Genomic DNA, 17,976 nt, shown 5'->3' on the forward strand with positions numbered 1-17,976 from the left:
TATGTCCAAGTTCATCGACCGTGTCGTACTGCATGTACGGGCCGGCAAAGGCGGACACGGGTGTGCTTCGGTACTTCGCGAGAAGTTCATGCCACTCGGCGGACCCAACGGCGGTAACGGCGGCCACGGCGGGGATGTGATCCTCGAGGTCGACCCCAACGTGCACACGCTGCTCGACTTCCACTTCCACCCGCACGCCAAGGCGGGCAACGGCAAGCCGGGCGAAGGCAGCAACCGCGACGGCAAGCAGGGCACCGACCTGCTGCTCAAGGTGCCCGACGGCACCATGGTGCTCGACGGCGACGGCAAGGTCCTGATGGACCTGGTCGGCGCGGGCAACCGCTTCATCGCCGCCCGCGGCGGCCGCGGTGGACTCGGCAACGCCGCGCTCGCCTCGAAGGCGCGCAAGGCCCCCGGCTTCGCGCTGCTCGGCGAGGACGGCGAAGAGTGCGACCTGGTGCTCGAGCTCAAGTCCGTCGCCGATGTCGGCCTGGTCGGCTTCCCCTCCGCGGGCAAGTCCTCGCTGGTGTCGGTGCTGTCGGCGGCCAAGCCGAAGATCGCGGACTACCCGTTCACCACCCTCGTCCCCAACCTCGGCGTGGTGCTCAGCGGCGACACCACTTTCACCGTCGCCGACGTGCCGGGCCTGATCCCGGGTGCCAGCGAAGGGCGCGGTCTCGGCCTCGACTTCCTGCGGCACCTGGAACGCTGCGCGGTGCTCGCGCACGTGGTGGACTGCGCCACCCTCGAGCCGGGCCGGGACCCGGTCTCCGATGTGGACGCGCTCGAAGCCGAACTCGCCGCCTACAAGCCCGCGCTGAGCGCCGACGCCGACCTCGGCGATCTGGCCGATCGGCCGCGCGTGGTGATCCTGAACAAGATCGACGTGCCGGACGCCGCCGAGCTGGCCGAAATGGTCACCCCCGAATTCACCGCACGCGGCTGGCCGGTCTTCGAGATCTCGGCGGTGAGCCGAGAAGGCTTGCGGCCGTTGACCTTCGCGCTCGCGGACCTGGTGCTCCAGTATCGCGCGGCGCATCCGAAGGCCGCGCCCGCACGTCCGGTGATCCGGCCGATCGCGGTCAACGAGTCCGGTTTCAGTGTGATCGCGGATCCGCAGGAGCCGGGCGGCTTCATCGTGCGCGGCGCACAGCCGGAACGCTGGGTGAAGCAGACCCAATTCGACAACGACGAGGCCGTCGGCTACCTCGCGGACCGCCTGGCCCGCCTCGGGGTGGAAGACGAGCTGGTCAAGCAGGGTGCCGAGCCGGGTGCTCCGGTGACCATCGGCAACGTGACCTTCGAATGGGAGCCGCAGATCACCGCGGGCATCGACCGGGTGCCCACCGGCCGTGGCACCGATATCCGGCTGGAGCAGGACGACCGAATCAGCGCCGCCGAGCGCAAGCACGCCTCGCGCGTGCGCCGCGGGTTGGTGCAGGACGACGAGGAGTAGCCGTGCCCGCGTGTCGATGCGTCGTTGAGCGGGAGCTTGTGATGGTGGGTTCGGTGTCGGCGAGTGTTGTTGTTGCGCAGGGAGTTCGAGGGCGATGACGGTGAGTTCGGATGCTACGGCGGCGGATTCGGGGTTGAGTGAGGCCAGGCTGGCGATCGCTTCGGCGCGCCGGGTGGTGGTGAAGATCGGTTCGTCGGCGCTCACCAGTCTGGAAGGTGGGCTGGATACCGAGCGACTCGATCGGCTCGCCGATGCGGTGGAGGCGCGGATGCGCGCGGGCTCCGATGTGGTGGTGGTGTCCTCGGGCGCCATCGGCGCGGGCATCGCGCCGCTCGGATTGACCACGCGCCCACGTGATCTCGCGACCAAGCAGGCCGCCGCGAGTGTCGGGCAGCTCGCGCTGGCGCACGCGTGGGGAACCTCGTTCGCCCGCTACGGCCGCACCGTCGGCCAAATCCTGTTGAGCGCGGACGATTTCGCGCGCCGTGAGCATCATCGCAACGCGCAGCGCACCCTGGACCGCTTGCGTTCGCTCGGCGCGGTCGCCGTGGTGAACGAAAACGACACCGTCGCAACGGAAGAGATCCGTTTCGGCGACAACGACAGGCTGGCCGCGCTGGTCGCCCACCTCGTCGGCGCCGACGCGCTGGTGCTGCTCTCCGATGTCGAGGGCCTCTACGACGGCGACCCGCGCAAGGGTGCCGCAAGTTTCATCCCCGAGGTGCGCAGCAGCGCCGACCTGGACGGTGTGATCGCAGGCAGCGGCGGCGCACTCGGCACCGGCGGCATGGCCTCCAAGCTGTCCGCGGCCCGCCTCGCCGCCGACGCGGGCGTCCCCGTGCTCCTGGCCGCCGCCACCTCGGCAGGCGAGGCCTTGACCAGCGGCAAGGTCGGCACCGCATTCGCCGCCCGCCCAGTTCGCCTGTCCGCCCGCAAGTTCTGGGTCCGGCACGCCGCCGACAGCCGCGGCGCCCTGCTCATCGACGAAGGCGCGGCCCACGCGGTAGCAGCCCGCCGCTCCCTTCTCGCCGCAGGCATCACCGGTCTGCGCGGCCGCTTCTACGGTGGCGACGTCGTAGACCTGGTCGCCCCTGACAACCACGTCGTGGCCCGCGGCGTCGTCGCCTACGACAGCACCGAACTGTCCACCATGCTCGGTCACTCCACCGCCGAACTCCCGGACACCATGCAGCGCCCGGTAATCCACGCCGACGACCTCGTCAAGGTCTGACCCGAGGGCACCGGCCAGACCTACCGTCACCCTCACCGCCGGTTAACACCACGGCGCGGCTGAGCGCTCGTCAACCCTGGCCAACACTGCGTCAGGCGAGTGGTGGTCGACGTGGGTCAATGGGACATGGTGGCGCTGCCACTCGCACTTCTCCACCACCACGTCCCCTCGTTGACCGGCTGCGCACCGAGCGGGGCGTGGTGGCGCTCCCACGCGGATCTCTCCGCTGACATGTCTCCCCTTGTCGACCGGCTACGCGCCGAGTGGGACATGGTGGCGGGGTTTGCGCCACCATGTCCCGTCGGTGGTGAAACCAGGCTTGACGGGCTACTTCTGCGAGGGGACCACACCGGGTTGGTTGGTGGTTGACGGGGGTTGTGGCTGTTCGTCTTCCGAGGGGATGGGGCCGGTGACACCCGGCTGGCCACCTGGATCCGGGAGCGGCACGGGCGGTTGGGCCGGGTCTGGGATCTGCTGTTGGGGTGGTGGCGAAGGTAGGGGTGGCGGTGCCTGCTCGGTCGGCGGAGCCGGTGCGGGGGGTGGGGCCTGTTGCGTCGGGGGTGGCTCCGGCGGGGGTGCCTGTTGAGTCGACGGTGCAGGTGCCGGTTGCGTCGATGGTGGCGCCTGCTGAGTAGTCGGTGGCGCAGGTTGCGTCGATGGTGGCGCTTGCTGCGTCGGCGGCGCCTCGGTGGTCGGCGGTGGTGCCGGCTGGGTCGACGGCGGAGCCTGCGTTGTCGGAGGTGGCGTCGGTGTCGGGTCGGGCACCGGGCGCGGTGGTGTTGTAGTGCTCGGTGGCGCTTGCGATTCCGGCACCGAGGGTGCGGGCGCCGACGGACGACCATTCGGCTGCTGCCCGTCGGGGCGCTGCCCGTCCGGCAGATCCTGCTGTGGCGGCACGTATTCCGGCTGGATCGGCACCGTCCGCCGCTGCTGCGGCATGGTGGGCGCGGGCGCTACTTCCGCGGGCAATTGCGGGGGCGGCGGGAGCGCGGGAACGGCTTTGCCTGCCATTCCGTAGGCCGGCTTGTACACCATGTTCATGGCCAGCACGGCTTCTTGGCGCAGCGCCTCCTCGGCCATCTTCGCGTCGATGACGTGCGCTGCCTCGAGTAGTCGGGCCACCGCGCCGATGGGTCCGGAGGATCCGGGCGGGGCGACCGCGATCTTGACCGCCTCGGCGGCGGCGGCGACACCGCCGAGCCGGGCACCCACCTGGCCCATGACGGCGGCAAGCTCGTCGGCCGAGGCGGCGAAGCTGCGGATGCTGGCGTACGCGGCGTCGGCGGCGGCACCCTTCCACTCCATCGAGTTCATCACCCGGTCCACGCTGCCGCGGGTGAGCGGGAAGGAGGTGCTGACCGTGCCCGCCGCCTCCAGCCAGGCGACCGAGGCGCGCAGTATCTCGGCGGCGTCGATCTGCTGGGTCTTGGCGTAGATCTCTTCGTGCCGCATCGACTCGAAGTGCTCCATCGAGCTGATGTAGTCGGGATCGGTGCCGGTCATCGCGGAAGCCTCGCGGCGACGGCGCGCAGGGCGGCGGCGTTGGCGGCGTCGGCTTCTTCCAGTAACCCACCGCTGATGAGAAACGCCTCTTTCATCCGATAGGCCGCCTCGATGTAGTGATCTAGCAACGTGGCGGCATCCCGCGCTTTGTGATTGAACCCAGCCTGTAATTGCTGCGCCGACACGAATCCGCCGAATCCGCCCAGCTCCGAGGCGGTTTCGAGGCGTTGTTGCAGATGAATGAGCCGTTCGGCCTGCTGGTCGTACATCTCGGCGCAGCGCCGGGCCGCCGCCGGATCGAATTGGACGGTGCCTGCCTGGGCCGCTTGCTTGAACCGGACGATATCGGCTCGGCTGGTCTCGATCGTCATCGCACACCCCTGAGATGGTCGGTCCGACTCAGACTAGCCCGTAGCCCTGCTCGCGGGCACCAGTGGTTATCCGTCGGCATCGACAAACAGGGTCAGGCTCCGATGCGCTTCTGCAGTTGCGCGCCGATCTGTTCGGCCGAGGCGGGAGTGATGTGGACTTCCTTGCCCGCCCGCAGGAGATACCGTCCGTCACCCTTGACGTCGAACCAGGTGTAGTGAATCGGCGGCGGCGGAGCGGGCCGATCCAGACCGGGCTCGATCCGGATATGACCTTCCGCGCTATGTGGTTTCAGCAGCAGCTTGCGGATGCGCGGCGCGGTCGGCTGCTGCGCGACCACCACTTCCTCGTCGCGGACGGCGTCGGTCGGTGCCACCCGGGCCGGTTCCTTGCCGGGCGGCGTGGCGGGCAGCAGTCCGGCGATCCGAGTGCCCAGCTTGCCGCTGTGCCCGATCGACAGTCGAACGCGCCCACCGAAATCGGGGGACGAACCGGGTTCCTGCACGGCGAGCACGGCCCGATCGAAGATCGCCGCGGCGAGCAGCCGGATCTCGCTGCCCGGCGTGTGCGTGCCGCCGATCGCCACGATCCTGGTGTGCGGAGCAGCCAGGATGCGCAGGCAGGCGCTCAGGTCGGGGTCCGCGCCGAGCGGCAGCCGTTCCTCCAGCGTCGCGCGCAGCTTGTCGGCCTCGTCCTCGGTACGCGGCGTTTCCAGGATGCGCAGCGGATACGGGTGCCGATCGAGGTCGGTTTCGCGCCAGAGGTGGGCGAACTCGTCCGGAGTGAAGGTCCAACTCACCGCCCGAATCACATCCTCACCGAACCCACCGAAACTGGGTTGTAGCTTAACGGTCGTCGCGCGCGTCGGCGGTCGCCGCACCGAGCACCTAGGATTGTGGGCTAACACTGCGGTGAATTCTCGGATATATCCATACAACCCCTTAGTTGTGCTCTGCCCGAACGAGCCGGTGCGTGGTGCCTCGGCGTAACGATCAGGGGTGATGGGAGCATGCCGTGCAGGTGCTTGGACCATGGACCGATCTCGCGACGATCGCCGCCGTTGGTGGCGGTAAAGCGCGCGGTCTGCACCGTCTAGGGGAGTGCGGTTTTCGCGTTCCCGACTGGACCGTGCTCGGCACCGACGTCTTCGCGCGGTTCACCGCCGAAGCCGGCCTCGCACCGAAAGTGACCGAGGTCACACTTCTCGAAGATCTGGACGCGGCGCTCGCCGCCGGTGCCGCGGTGCGGGCCGAGATCGCCGCGACACCGCTGCCAAGCGAGCTCCGCGAGCTGATCGCCGAGGCCTACGGGCGGCTCGGCGACGGACCCATCGCGGTCCGGTCGTCGGTGGTCGCCGAGGACGGGCCGGAGCACTCGTACGCGGGCCAGTTCGACTCCTTTCTGAACGTCAACGGGGTCGACGCGGTGCTCGACCGGGTGCGCGACTGCTGGGCGTCGGCCTTCTCGGAGCGCTCGCTGCGCTACGCCTTCGCCAACAAGCAGCCGCGAGCGGGCGCCGTCGCCGTGGTGCTGCAACGTTTGATCACGGCCCGAGCCAGCGGCGTGCTGTTCACCGCGAATCCGATCAGCGGTGCGCGCGACGAACTGGTCATCAGCGCGGTCTACGGCCTCGGTGAGGGCCTGGTATCGGGTGCGGTGGACGCCGACTCCGTCGTGGTCGACAAGTCCTCCGGCGCAGTGCTGGAAACCGTGCTCGGAGATAAGGACCGGTCGTACGTGGCCGACGGCGAGCAGGGTTACACGATCAGCACGGTCGACGCGGGACAACGCGAGCTGCCCGTCCTGACCGACGCCGAGCTCACCGAGATCACCGACCTGGGCCGCAAGCTGGAGGTCGAGTTCGGCGCCCCGCAGGACGTGGAGTGGGCGATCGACGACGCGGGACTCTGGTTCCTCCAGTCACGCCCGGTCACCACGGTGCTCGGTGCCGCACCCGGCGCGATCATCCGTGGCGCAGGCGAGGTGGTGCCCGACGGCGAACAGCGAATCTGGGACAACTCCAACATCATCGAGAGCTTCAATGGCCTCACCTCGCCGCTGACCTTCACCACCGCCGCCGACATCTACGGCCGGGTGTACCACGGGTACGCGAAGTCCCTCCGCGTCCCCGACGCGCAGCTGCGGCAGACCGAGCGCTGGACGCCGGTGCTGCTCGGCTACTTTCACGGCCGCGTCTACTACAACCTGCTGCACTGGTATCGGATGGTCGGCATCGCGCCGGGTTACCCACTGAACCGCAAGGTGCTGGAGGCTGCCCTCGGGGTGGCCGAACCGCTACCCGACGACATCGCGAAGACGTTGCGCCCGTTCACCTTCAGTAATCCGCTGAGCCGCCTCCGCTCGCGCGCGGTGACCACCCTGACCTATCTGCGGCGGCTGTTCGGCATCGACGCCATCGTCGAACAGTTCATGACCGACTTCTACCGCGTCTACGACGAATACGAAGCCATCGACTACACCGCGCTCTCCGGCGCCGAAGCCTATGCGGCGTACCGGAAGGTGGACCGCGATCTGGTGGAACGCTGGGGCCCGCTGATGGTGCTCGACGCGATCCTGCTGACCTGCACCGGCTTGATGTTCCTGCTCACCAAACTGCTGCTGCCGAAAGCGCCGGAGTGGTTCCTGTACGCGGTGGTCGGCCCCGGCGCCGACGTCGAGTCCGCGGAGCCAGCCCGCGCGATGAAGGCCCTCGCCGACGTGGCCCGCGCCGACCCAGAACTGACCGCACTAGTGAATTCAGCTGCGCCGGAACAGATTTACCCGGCATTGACGAACCATCCGGACTTCCGCGCCGAGGTCGACGCTTACATCGACCGCTACGGCTATCGAAGCCTGGACGAACTCAAACTGGAAACACCTGATCTGCGCGAAGATCCGGCGAGCCTGTTCATCATGCTGCGCAGCGCCCTGCCGGACGCGCCGCTCGGCCACCGCGACGAGGCCGAGGAATACCTCGACGCGCATCTGCACGGTATCCGGCGCAGGATCTATGAACGGTTGCGCGGCAAGGTTTCCCGCTGTGCCGCGCATCGCGAGCGGCTGCGGTTCTGCCGGACCAGGGCCTTCGGCATGGTCAAGCGGATGATCCGGGCGATGGGCCGCGACCTGGCCGAGCGCGGCGTCATCGACGAGTTCTCCGACGTGTTCTACCTGACCGTGCAGGAGCTGCGCGGCTGCTACGAGCAGGCCGACACCACGGACCTGCGTGACCTCGTCGGCGCGCGAAAGGCGCAGCGCGCAAAGGACGCCGGACTGGTCGCTCCGGCCAGGTTCGTCACCACCGGGTCGGCGTTCGGCCGGGCCGAACTGGCGAGCCAGGGCTGGGTGCCCATCACCGACACCCCGGCCGCCGAGGCAGGCACTGTCCTCGCGGGCACGCCGTCGGCCTCGGGGATCGTCGAGGGGACCGCCGTCGTGGTGGACGAGCCACGCGACGTCGCGGGTGGCATCCTGGTGGCATATCGGACCGATCCCGGCTGGGTGGCCGCACTGCCCTCGGCGTCGGCTCTGGTCATCGAGCGCGGCAGTCCGCTCACCCATGTCGCGATCGTGGCGCGGGAACTCGGGGTGCCGACGGTGGTCCAGGTCGAGGACGTCACCACCAAGGTGCGGACCGGCGCGCGGATCCGGGTCGATGGCACGAACGGGACCGTGACGGTGCTGGCCGAAGGAGATGTCCGCGATGAATCCTGACAAAGACGTTGCGGCCGTTCGTGATTGGCTAGCCACCCCGGCCGAGGCGGCCGGGATCTACCTGGCCGACGAGGCCGACGGCTGGGAATATCGGAGCTACGCCGAACTGGCCGAACTCACCTGGTCGATCGCCGCGGTGATGCGGCAGCACGGGATGGGCAGCGGCGACGGCGCCTGCGTCATCATGCCCACCGGTTTCCCCTGCGTCGCCGCGTTCTACGCGGTCTGGGCGTGCGGCGGCGTGTTCACGCCGGTCGCGCCGCCGATGTTCGGCGATCTCGGCCAGATCATCGCGCACATCGCCGCCATTCTGACGCAGGCGAAACCCCGGTTGGTGGTCACCTCGACGGAGTTCGAGCAGCTGGTGCGGCAGGCGGCGACGGCGGCCGGGCGCACCGACGAACCCGTGGTGATCGACGCGGCCACGCTGCGCGCCCCCGCGGAGCGTGTGTTCGGCGAGCCCGACGAGTGCGCGCTGCTGCAATTCACCTCCGGCTCCACCGCCGCCCCGCGTGGCGTGCGGGTGAGCTGGCACAACCTGGCGAACAATATCGCGATGATCTCCGCCCTGGTCGAGTGGCGCAGCGGCGAGGCGATGGTGTCCTGGCTGCCGCTCTACCACGACATGGGTTTGGTCGGCGCGTTCCTGACCACCGTCACCAACCAGGGCGATCTGTACCTGATGCGCCCGGACCAGTTCGTCCGCGACCCCGCGCGCTGGCTGCGGGCGATGGCGCACGCCCAGCATTCGCCGTCGCCGTCGTTCGCGCTCGGCTATGTGGCGCACCGGGTTTCGCCTGAAGAGATCGCCGATCTCGACCTGTCCGGTTGGCGCACACTGGCCGTCGGTTCCGAACCCGTCGAGGTGGCCGACCTCCAGTCGTTCGCGAACCTCACCGGGCCACGCGGCTTTTCGATGAGCGCCTACACCCTCGCCTATGGGTTGGCCGAGTCGACGCTGATGGTGACCTCGTCGGCGCGGCATCGCCCGATCACCGCGCTGCGCATCGACACCCCGACGTTGCGTTTCGGCGAACCCGTCACCATCCTCGACCGGGAACTGCTCGACGACACCCATCGCGTGGACGGCGCGGGCTGGATCACGGGCCTCGGTTACTCGACCCCGGAGTCGACCGTCACGGTGGTCGACGAGGACGGGCGCAAGTTGCCCGACGGCGCGCTCGGCGAGATGGTGGTGGTCGGCGATTCGGTGGCGCTGGGCTACTCCGACGAGTCCGAAGGCGCGTCCACCAGGATCATCGACGGCGCGCTGTATACGGGTGACGCCGGCTTCCTGCATCGCGGTGAGGTATTCGTGCTCGGCCGGATGGGGTCGAGCCTGAAGGTGCGCGGGCGCTCGGTGTTCATGGAGGACATCGAGTCCCGCGTCGCTCAGGAAACCGGAATCACCAAGGGCAAACTCGCCGCCGTCGCGATCACCGAACCCGGCGACCAGGGGATCGCGCTGTTCGCGGAGGCCAAGCCGGGGGACTGGATCGCCGAGGCGCGCAGGATCATTCGCAGCGAGCTGGGACCGGCTCAGACTGCCCTGATAGTCACGGGGCCGCGCGGCATCATTCGGCGCACGTCGAGTGGTAAGCCGCGCAGGCGTCATATGTGGGAGCAGCTCCGCGGTGGATCGCTGACGGACGCCGTGGTGCACGAGGCGGAAGTTGCCCGCTACTGCGACGCCGGTGGTGGCGACGGCCACCAGGGCGAGGCTCCTCCGTCCGGCGAAAACCTCGAACGAGTGGCGGCCGACCTGCCCGAGCCGGCCTTGGCGGTGGAGCGGGTCCGCCAGTTGCTCGAAAAGGCGCTGGAAATTGTTGCGGTACCAGCGGATTCGACCATCCTGTTCGAAGGTTCGCTGGCCGAGGGGTTCGGGAACGCGGGGTCCGATGTGGACTTCCTGGTGCTCGCGCCCGGCGGCGAGGAGTTGCCTACCTTGCCGACGGTGCTGTTCATCGACGGCCGCCGGGTCGAGGTGCGCACGCGCTCGGAAGCGCAGTTGCGCCGCCAGCTCGAACAGGTGGCGCAGGCCGCCACCGTGGCCGAGCTCGACGAGGATCTACTCAACAGGTGTCAGCGGTTCCTGCGGGCGACGGTGATCCGGCCGGGCAGCCTGGACGTCGACGAGTTGCGCGCGCTGTTGCCACACCCCACGTTCATGACGCTGATCGCGGACTGGTGGACCGCGCGCGCCGTGCAGGCCCTGCGCTACGCCGTCGCCCTGCGCACGCTGAAGGCGCGCGACGAGGCGATCGACTGGGCCCGCGACGGCTTGCTCCAGGCCATGAAGGGGTGGGCCGCCCGCCGGGGCGAGAGCTACCTGGAGACCAAATGGCTGCCGCAGCAACTGGACCGGATCGGCACTGCCGAACCCATCGACCGCTACCGCGATCTCAGTGATCCGGGCGCATGGGCCGGCGACGATCCGCAGCGGAGCTACGGCGACACACCGCAGGGCGTGCTCGGCGACGCGACAGCGCGGGCGCCGTCCGAAGAGGCGACCTGGAATCAGGTGTTCGAGCTCGCCGCCGAACTCGGTGTCGAGGGCGTCGTCGACGATCCCGACCAGATCGTGTTCGCCAGGGTGCCCGGCGTCACCACCTGGACCATCGGCGGTCGCGTGCACGTAGTCCGCGGCGACAGTGCGGTTTTCGCGCTCTCGGACAACGGTGCCCGCGCCTGGCGTTCGGTGGTGTTCCGCCATTCCCTCGCCGCGGTCCTCGCTCGCGCACCACACGACAACTGCGCCGAGCTGGCCGAGTTCGTCCGGCTCGGCTTCGTCGGCTTGCAGTGGCGCCGTGGCGAACTGCTCACGCCCGCGCTGGCCATGTGTAAGCCGGTGCGGCCGTACACGCCGGTGCCGTCCGCGCTGGCACCGGCGCTCGGGGTGACCGGCGCCGCGCGCGAGGACGCGATCGCGACCCTCTCACCGCTGCCCGCCCGCCGGTTCACCGAGTGCGCACTGAACTTGGTGTGGTCGAACATCGTGCTGGAGAACGCTCGCGAGGATCTTGCGGGTGCCGTCAAGAATGGTCAGGGCGCCGTAGCCGACATCGCCGCGCATCGAATGATCGCCATGGGAGTGCGAGTGGTGCTGTCCGCCTTCGGCATTCACCCGTTGCCCGCAGACGTCGCGCCATCGTCGACCCTGCGCCGCCTCGTGCCTGCCAACGCCGCGTCGCGTGACGAACTGCTCGCCCGGCTGGAATCGGCTCGGCAGGTGCGCTTCTCGGGCGACTCGGTGGCCGGGCTCGCGGTGCTCGACGATTTCGTCACGCTGGTGCGCTCTATCGCCGCGGACCCGGCCGCGACGGGGTTCCCGGCCTCGTTCGACTCGCGGGAACAGTGGCGGCGCACCCTGGCCATCGGCTACGACTGGCTGCGCATCGCAGGCTATCTCGACACCGACCTGCCGCTCGACGAGGCTCGCGATCTGCTGGCCTCCGGCGGGCAGCAACCGCACCTGCGCGACGGGGCGGTGCGGTCATGACCGCCGACGCGGCGGTGGCCGAGCGGGTGCGCAAACTGGTGTACGCCATGGCGCCCGACCCGCAGGGTCCGGCCGAGGACAGTCAACGGCTCATCGAAGACTTGGGTTTCGACTCGCTGCGATTGATGGAACTGACCGTGGTGCTGGAGCGGTCGTTCGGCCTGCCGCGCTACAAGCCGGAACAGCTCGTCGGCGTCCGCCGGGTCGGCGAGGTCATCGGCCTGGTCGCTACCGCGCTGGCCGCAGAGGATCAGTCATGAGCGCGCGAATGAACCAACGGCACGGCGCACTCTCGCGCACGGCCGCACCGAGCGTCGGCGAGGCCACAGCATGAGCGGGCGCGACACCGTATTGGTCACCGGCGCAACAGGCCTCGTCGGTGCGGAGGTGGTGGCCCGGCTGGCCGCCGCGAGCCGCCCGGTCGCCGCTGTGCTGCACAGCAATTCGTGCATCGTCCGTAACGACGGCACCGTGCTCGGCGCGGGTAGTTCGGTCGCGGGCGACATCCGCAGCCCCGGATTCGGGCTGTCCGAGCGTGATTGCGCAGATCTGTCCGAACGCGTCGGCATGATCGTGCACTGCGCCGCCACCACGGCGTTCGATGCCGCCGCGCAGGACTACGACGAACTCAATGTCCGCGGCACGGCCAACGCGATCGCGTTCGCGCAGCGGTGGGACATTCCGCTCGTCCACGTCAGCACGGCGTACGTGTGCGGAAGGCGCGGCGGCACCATCGCCGAGGATGAACTCGACGCGGGCCAGTACTTCGGAAACGGCTACGAGCAGAGCAAGTTCCGCGCCGAACAGCTGGTGCGTGCGGCGGGCGAGCATGGCCTGCGCTGGGCGATTGTGCGGCCCGGCATCGTGACCGGCGCGAGCGGCACCGGCGTGATCCGCGAGTACAAGAACCTCTACACCGTGGTCAAGCTCATGGTCGAGGGCAAACTGCGCTCGCTGCCCGGCCGGTACGACGCGACGCTCTCGCTGGCGCCGGTCGACCACGTCGCCGAGGTGATCGCCGCAGCCGTGCTGGATTTCGACTCGGCGACCGGGCGCACCTTTCACGCGCTCGGCCGGGACACGCTGTCGCTGCGCGAGGTATCCGACGTGTTCGCCGAGTATCCGTCGTTCGAGGTCGCGACCTTCGTGCCCGCGACGACCTTCCACGAAGACGATCTCGGCGCCATCGAGCGGGAGTACTACCGGCGCATCGGCTCGCTGTACACCAGCTACTTCGAGCGTCGGCTGGCCTTCGACACATCGAATGCCGAAGTGCTGCTCGGCAGATCGTCGCCGTCGACCGGAAAGGAGTATCTGCGGGTGCTGCTGGACTACTGCCTGGAATCCGGATACCTCGGCGTGCCCTTGCCGTCTATCGAAGAAGTGCTGGCGGGCAACGACTTCGGTGGAGCGAACCGGTGACGGCGCCGCTGGGTGAGCTGCTCGCCGCGCTGACGCCGCAGCGGGAAAAGGTGGCGGCCTATGTCGGCGACACCTATGTGCAGGAGACCGTAGACCAACTGGGTCGCCTCGGTGTCGATGCCGAGAAGTTCGCCAAGGCGCACTCGATGCTGCTGCTGAAGCCGGACGCCATCGTCGCCAGAGCCGTCGAACCGACACTGAAGTGGCTGGCGGACAATGACTTCCGAGTCGTCTCTGCCTTCCGGGTAGCGGTCGACCGGCATTTCGCTCGCGCGCTGTGGTACTTCGCCTGGAACATCGCCTCACCCGAACGCCGACGCCTGGCCGACCTGCTCGTCGGTATCTCGGATGTGCTGGTGCTCGTCGTGCGCGGCGAGGACGCGGAACTGCCGGTCCCCCTGCGCCTTACCGAGGCGAAAGGCCCGACCGACCCGCGTAAACGCCAGCCTGGCGAGCTGCGCCATCTGCTCGGCCGCCACAGCTACCTGCTGAATCTGGTGCATTCACCCGACGACCCCGCCGATGTGCTGCGGGAGCTCGCCATCTACCTGGACGAGCAACGCCGGTCGGCGGTGATCGCGGAGGCGGGCGCGGGCATCGACCGCTCGGCCGAGGCCCTCGCGATCGCGAACGACCTCTACGCGTGGACACCCGCTCGCAGCTTCGACCGTGCGGTCGCGGTAGAGCGGATTCTGCGCGACCTCGAAGCGGCCGGTGCCCCGGCCGCACCCGGATTCGACCTCGGGGCCGACACGGACTGCGCGCAGCTGCTGTATGCCGCGTGGGCCGACGGCCGGGAACTCGATCCGTGGTCGGTGATCGTGCTCGGGTCCTATGTACTCCCGATGCGGGTCGGCACGCAGCCGCAGACGCTGCGCCCGGTGTCCGCGAAAGACTGGCTGGAGGAACAACCGTGACGGCGAACGTGGAAACGGTGAAGACCGCGACTCATCTGCGCACGATCTCGCGCGAACTGGCGCACCGGTGCGCGGTGTCCGAGGTGTTCGTCACCTCGCTCGACACCGTGGCCGAGGACGAGTTCGTGGTCGGCGCCCAATTACCGAGGATGCACGCCTACTACAGCGACCATCTCGGATCGCTTGCGCTGCGGCACGACCCGCTGCTGGTGATGGAAGCAGCCAGACAGGCGGCGATCGCGCTGAGCCACGAGTTCTACGGCGTACCTTCCGACATGGCGTTCATCGTGCGGACCTTCAACGGCACCGGCGCGGACACCGCGGCCTGGGAAATCGGTACGGCGCCCGCCGATCTCGTGATGCGAGTGCGGGTGCCGCGCCGGCACGTGCGTGGTGAGCGAGTGCAGGGTCTGGACATGGTGCTCGAAATCGACTGTGGCGGGGAGTCGATGATGACCGTCGACGGCTCGTTCTCCTGGATGACGTCGCGACAGTGGACCTCGCTTCGTGCGGCCTTCCGGAAAAGCCTCGGTCTCGGTGCGTATCCGGGTGCCTCGGCTCTCACCGATCGCGCGGTCGCGGCCGAGGTCGGGCGGGAGAACTGGCGCAATGTCGTGATCGCCGCGCCGCAGGTGTCCGGTGCCACCGCCCGCGCCACGCTGGTGCCCGATCTCGGCCATCCGTTTCTGTTCGATCACCAACTCGATCATGCGCCGGGGAGTCTTTTGATCGAGGCATGCAGGCAGACCGCGCTGGCCATGGTGCTGCACCGGGCGCCCCGTTTGCAGTGCGTCGGCAGCGCTTTCGAGCGATTTGTGGAGCTGGACCGTCCTGCGGAATGCGTTGCGGAGGTCACCGGGCAGCAGGCCGACCGGACGGTGATCCACTGCGAGATCCGGCAGTGCGATGCGGTCGCGGCCGAGGTCGATCTCGAATTCGCCGACGACGAACTGGGTTTCGACGCCGACGTGCCTGCGGCCGAGCGCTGATGAGCACCGAACTGCTCACCACGACCCGGTCGTTTCGCCGCCGCCTCGATCTCACCCGGCCGGTCGAGCGTCGAGATCTGCTGGAGTGCCTGGATATCGCGATTCAGGCACCGAGCGGCAGTAACCGGCAGCCATGGCGCTTCCTCGTCGTGCAGGACCCGGAAACCAAGCAGCAGATCGCGGAGTACTACCGAAAAGGCTTCGCCGCCAACCTGGCCGGACGCACACCGCGGCCGGATCAGCTCGGCGATCTCGCCTCCGGACGGTACCTGGCGGAGCATCTGGCCGAGGTGCCCGCGCTGGTGCTCGTCTGCTCGCTCGGCAGGCTGCCTGCGTCCGCGCCGCCACTGCGGTCGGCCAGCTTCTACGGCTCGATCTATCCCGCGGTGTGGAACTTCATGCTCGCCCTGCGCGAGCGCGGGCTCGGATCCTGCCTGACGACGGCGCATCTGGCCTACGAACGCGAGGTCGCCGACCTGCTCGGTATCCCGTTCGACGAGGTGACCCAGGTGGCCATGGTCCCGGTTGCGCACATGCTGCCCGGCAGTGACAGGCCAGGGCGGCGCACACCGGCGGCCGAGGTGACCAACTGGGATCGGTGGGCGTGAGAAACCCGCTGGCGTCCGCCGCGCGGATCGTCCGGTTCACCGCGGTGATGTACAAGCCGCACTACCTGCTGTACGGCGTGCTGTGGGTGCTGGCTCTGGAAGGCACGGCTTCGCTGGTAACACAGCCGGATTCGGCCTGGCGACCGACCGGCGCCACGCTGGTGCGGGTAGTGGTCGTCGCGTTCGTACTGCTGTATCTGCGCATGGTCGACGAGCAGAAGGACCTCGAATACGACCGCGTGCATAACCCGGACCGCCCGCTGGTGACCGGCGCGGTGAGTGCGGTCGAACTTCGAGTGGCGATGGGGCTCATCGCGCTCGGTGCCATCGCGGGCAGTCTGGCGCTGTCGGTGGGTTCGGCTGCAATGATTGCTGTCGCAATGGCTTACGGGCTGGTCCTGTGGGGGCTGGAGTGGCTGTTCGCGACAGTGCGCACCAACATCATGGTGAATCTGTTCGTCACCTATCCCGTGCAGCTACTCGTCACCGGCTACGTGGTCGTCTCGGCGATCGACACCGGCGAGGTGCGCGCGCAGTGGCAGGCCGCGGCGGTCGCCGGTGTGTTCGCCGGTGCCTTCCTGCAATTCGAGTTCGCCAGGAAGACCTCACGCGAGCGCCGGCCCGACGAGCTGCTGTACTCGAATGCTCTGGGCGCCAAGGGAAGCACCGCGGCGTCGCTGCTGTGTGCGGTCGCGGCGGCGCTGTGCGATATCGCTCTCGTCCGCCCGTGGGATCACTCGTTGCTCGCCTGGCTCCCCGTCCCGTTGCTGCTGATTCCGGCCTTCGGCGCACTGAAGTTCCTGCGTGGTGACCGCGTCGACTATCCGGCCATGCCCGCCGTCGTCTTCATCCTCGCGCTCTACCTCACCCTGATCGGCCAGGCCCTGAGCCTGTCCTGACGCGGAAACGGTGGTCGATGCGACCGTCGTGTCCCGCGCGAATGCGCCTCGGTTCTGGTGGAATAACGCCGGGGGACGCTTCACGCTGATGCGGCGACCGGGCCGGTACCGGGACGATTGTGCACACTCGCGAGGAAGGGATCTATGTGAGCGAGCGTAAGCGAGGGCGAGTCGTACGAACCCTGTTGCGTCGAAGCATCGGGGTCGGCTGCCTACTCGTGCTCACCTGCGGCATGGTGATCGGCACAGCGAACGCCGCGGCCGCCGACCCCGGCGCCTGCTTCATCGATCGAGGGGTGACCGACGCCATCGCCCGCTGCCACGAGGGGTCCGGATCCTCGGTCTTGCAGGTCGAATGCCTCGGCATCAGTGCCGCTTCGAGCCCGGACGGCCCGGCCTTCGGTCCCTACTCCGGCACCGACTCCGTACCGTCCGAGGTCGGCCAGCCGATGCGCGCCTCCTGCATGACGAGCACCGCACTCGGCATCACCACCCGCGCCTTCGTTTCCGACACCTAGGAACTTCGGTCGGTGGACCGACGGGTCGTGAGCTTCAGGTGGCGATCCGCGCCGCGGTGACCATGATTGCCGTGTACTGCACGGTGCAGCTGCCGCCCACCGCGTCGACGGCGGCGCCGAGGCCGGCCAGCACCTCGTCCAGCACGGACTGGGGGAGACGGGTGGTGGCGCCGGTGGTCGCTGAGAAATCCAGCCACTCATCGCGGGTATATCGCTGTTCCCAGTCGAATTGCTGCCGCCGCGGCTCGCTGAAGGCGCCTGAATCGCGCATGCCGTCGGCGGCTTTGTCGCACATCGCCGCGTACATCGCAACGGGAGATGTCGCGGGCAGGCGAGCGAACGGGGAGTCGGGGACGGCACGTCGGTAGACCTCGGCGAAGGTCTCCGCGAGTTCGGGCGGTGGTTGACTTACGTTCCAGAACAAGGCAAGTCGGCCGCCCGGCCGTAGCACCTCGGCCGCCTTGACCGCGCCGGCGACGGGGTCCACCCAGTGCCATGCCTGCCCGGAGACGACGGTGTCGAAGGTTCGCCCCGCGGGGTCCCAGGCCTCGAAGGTGGCCACTTCGACCTCGGTGCCGTGGCGGCGCGCGAATTCGGCCATCCGTTCGTCGGGTTCGACGCCGAGGACGGTACAACCGGCGGCTCGGCATTGGCGGGCGACGATGCCGGTGCCGACCCCGACGTCGAGGAAGTCGCGTCCCGGGCTTTCGGCGACGATCGCTTGCACCAGCGCGTCGGGATAGCGGGGGCGGGACCGGTCGTAGCGCTCGGTGTCCACGCCGAACGACTCGGCAATCTCGCGGGCTCGATGAGACTCCGCTGGCGGTGGCGGCGGTATAGTGGGCATGTGC

General features: G+C 68.8%; 15 protein-coding genes. 11 read left to right on the forward strand and 4 right to left on the reverse strand.

Features of this window, described 5'->3' with window-relative positions; all coding sequences use genetic code 11:
* Position 1: 1 nt before the first annotated feature.
* Together obgE and proB are read left to right on the forward strand one after the other, a co-directional pair.
* Positions 2 to 1,456: a GTPase ObgE gene (gene obgE / locus DMB37_RS29695; RefSeq protein WP_135235499.1), complete on the forward strand. Its 1,455-nt coding sequence runs from the start codon at positions 2 to 4 to the stop codon at positions 1,454 to 1,456.
* Between the two features lie 133 nt (positions 1,457 to 1,589).
* Entirely contained in the window at positions 1,590 to 2,687 is a 1,098-nt protein-coding gene (gene proB, locus DMB37_RS29700; RefSeq protein WP_370465427.1) for a glutamate 5-kinase, read from the forward strand.
* A gap of 327 nt (positions 2,688 to 3,014) precedes the next feature.
* On the opposite strand, the gene DMB37_RS29705 is transcribed toward proB, so the two are convergent.
* The 3 genes from DMB37_RS29705 to DMB37_RS29715 all read right to left on the reverse strand — a co-directional run bounded on the left by DMB37_RS29705 (position 3,015) and on the right by DMB37_RS29715 (position 5,358).
* Complete coding sequence (locus DMB37_RS29705; RefSeq protein WP_135235501.1) at positions 3,015 to 4,190, reverse strand: hypothetical protein; 1,176 nt, start codon at positions 4,188 to 4,190, stop codon at positions 3,015 to 3,017.
* Entirely contained in the window at positions 4,187 to 4,561 is a 375-nt protein-coding gene (locus DMB37_RS29710) for a hypothetical protein (protein ID WP_135235502.1), read from the reverse strand. Before DMB37_RS29710 ends, DMB37_RS29705 begins: the two co-directional genes overlap by 4 nt.
* Before the next feature lie 92 nt (positions 4,562 to 4,653).
* Positions 4,654 to 5,358 carry an ESX secretion-associated protein EspG gene (locus DMB37_RS29715; RefSeq protein ID WP_135235503.1) on the reverse strand — a complete coding sequence of 235 codons (705 nt, stop codon included), beginning with the start codon at positions 5,356 to 5,358 and terminating at the stop codon, positions 4,654 to 4,656.
* 215 nt (positions 5,359 to 5,573) lie between these two features.
* Here DMB37_RS29715 and DMB37_RS29720 point away from each other — a divergent pair, with 215 nt between their 5' ends.
* The 9 genes from DMB37_RS29720 (at position 5,574) to DMB37_RS29760 (ending at position 17,125) form a co-directional block, all read left to right on the forward strand.
* The gene (locus tag DMB37_RS29720) at positions 5,574 to 8,273 is read left to right on the forward strand and encodes a phosphoenolpyruvate synthase (protein ID WP_240771707.1); all 2,700 of its coding nucleotides are present in this window, start codon (positions 5,574 to 5,576) and stop codon (positions 8,271 to 8,273) included.
* On the forward strand, positions 8,263 to 11,772 hold the full coding sequence (locus DMB37_RS29725; RefSeq protein ID WP_135235504.1) for an AMP-binding protein: 3,510 nt from the start codon (positions 8,263 to 8,265) through the stop codon (positions 11,770 to 11,772). Before DMB37_RS29720 ends, DMB37_RS29725 begins: the two co-directional genes overlap by 11 nt.
* Complete coding sequence (locus DMB37_RS29730; protein ID WP_107654809.1) at positions 11,769 to 12,032, forward strand: acyl carrier protein; 264 nt, start codon at positions 11,769 to 11,771, stop codon at positions 12,030 to 12,032. Before DMB37_RS29725 ends, DMB37_RS29730 begins: the two co-directional genes overlap by 4 nt.
* Positions 12,033 to 12,102: 70 nt before the next feature.
* Positions 12,103 to 13,194, forward strand: a complete 1,092-nt coding sequence (locus DMB37_RS29735) for an SDR family oxidoreductase (protein ID WP_135235505.1) — start codon at positions 12,103 to 12,105, stop codon at positions 13,192 to 13,194.
* Positions 13,191 to 14,111: a nucleoside-diphosphate kinase gene (locus DMB37_RS29740; protein WP_135235506.1), complete on the forward strand. Its 921-nt coding sequence runs from the start codon at positions 13,191 to 13,193 to the stop codon at positions 14,109 to 14,111. The genes DMB37_RS29735 and DMB37_RS29740 overlap by 4 nt, the downstream gene beginning before the upstream one ends.
* Positions 14,108 to 15,100 (forward strand): ScbA/BarX family gamma-butyrolactone biosynthesis protein, encoded by a 993-nt coding sequence (locus DMB37_RS29745; protein WP_240771708.1) that lies wholly within the window; start codon positions 14,108 to 14,110, stop codon positions 15,098 to 15,100. The genes DMB37_RS29740 and DMB37_RS29745 overlap by 4 nt, the downstream gene beginning before the upstream one ends.
* On the forward strand, positions 15,100 to 15,708 hold the full coding sequence (locus DMB37_RS29750; protein WP_135235507.1) for a nitroreductase family protein: 609 nt from the start codon (positions 15,100 to 15,102) through the stop codon (positions 15,706 to 15,708). The genes DMB37_RS29745 and DMB37_RS29750 overlap by 1 nt, the downstream gene beginning before the upstream one ends.
* Positions 15,705 to 16,607 carry a hypothetical protein gene (locus DMB37_RS29755; RefSeq protein WP_240771709.1) on the forward strand — a complete coding sequence of 301 codons (903 nt, stop codon included), beginning with the start codon at positions 15,705 to 15,707 and terminating at the stop codon, positions 16,605 to 16,607. Before DMB37_RS29750 ends, DMB37_RS29755 begins: the two co-directional genes overlap by 4 nt.
* A gap of 185 nt (positions 16,608 to 16,792) precedes the next feature.
* Positions 16,793 to 17,125 (forward strand): hypothetical protein, encoded by a 333-nt coding sequence (locus tag DMB37_RS29760; RefSeq protein WP_135235509.1) that lies wholly within the window; start codon positions 16,793 to 16,795, stop codon positions 17,123 to 17,125.
* A gap of 34 nt (positions 17,126 to 17,159) precedes the next feature.
* Here DMB37_RS29760 and DMB37_RS29765 read toward each other — a convergent pair whose 3' ends face one another.
* On the reverse strand, positions 17,160 to 17,972 hold the full coding sequence (locus DMB37_RS29765; protein ID WP_135235510.1) for a bifunctional 2-polyprenyl-6-hydroxyphenol methylase/3-demethylubiquinol 3-O-methyltransferase UbiG: 813 nt from the start codon (positions 17,970 to 17,972) through the stop codon (positions 17,160 to 17,162).
* Between the last annotated feature and the right edge of the window lie 4 nt (positions 17,973 to 17,976).

The sequence above is a fragment of the Nocardia sp. CS682 genome (assembly GCF_004634405.1).
In the GTDB taxonomy this organism is placed as follows: Bacteria; Actinomycetota; Actinomycetes; order Mycobacteriales; family Mycobacteriaceae; genus Nocardia; species Nocardia ninae.

Excerpts from the sequence above, each read along its gene's own strand:
- obgE (WP_135235499.1), top strand. The coding sequence starts at position 2 with ATGTCCAAGTTCATCGACCGTGTCGTACTGCATGTACGGGCCGGCAAA.
- DMB37_RS29705 (WP_135235501.1), bottom strand. The coding sequence starts at position 4,190 with ATGACCGGCACCGATCCCGACTACATCAGCTCGATGGAGCACTTCGAG.
- DMB37_RS29710 (WP_135235502.1), bottom strand. The coding sequence starts at position 4,561 with ATGACGATCGAGACCAGCCGAGCCGATATCGTCCGGTTCAAGCAAGCG.
- DMB37_RS29725 (WP_135235504.1), top strand. The coding sequence starts at position 8,263 with ATGAATCCTGACAAAGACGTTGCGGCCGTTCGTGATTGGCTAGCCACC.
- DMB37_RS29730 (WP_107654809.1), top strand. The coding sequence starts at position 11,769 with ATGACCGCCGACGCGGCGGTGGCCGAGCGGGTGCGCAAACTGGTGTAC.
- DMB37_RS29735 (WP_135235505.1), top strand. The coding sequence starts at position 12,103 with ATGAGCGGGCGCGACACCGTATTGGTCACCGGCGCAACAGGCCTCGTC.
- DMB37_RS29750 (WP_135235507.1), top strand. The coding sequence starts at position 15,100 with ATGAGCACCGAACTGCTCACCACGACCCGGTCGTTTCGCCGCCGCCTC.
- DMB37_RS29765 (WP_135235510.1), bottom strand. The coding sequence starts at position 17,972 with ATGCCCACTATACCGCCGCCACCGCCAGCGGAGTCTCATCGAGCCCGC.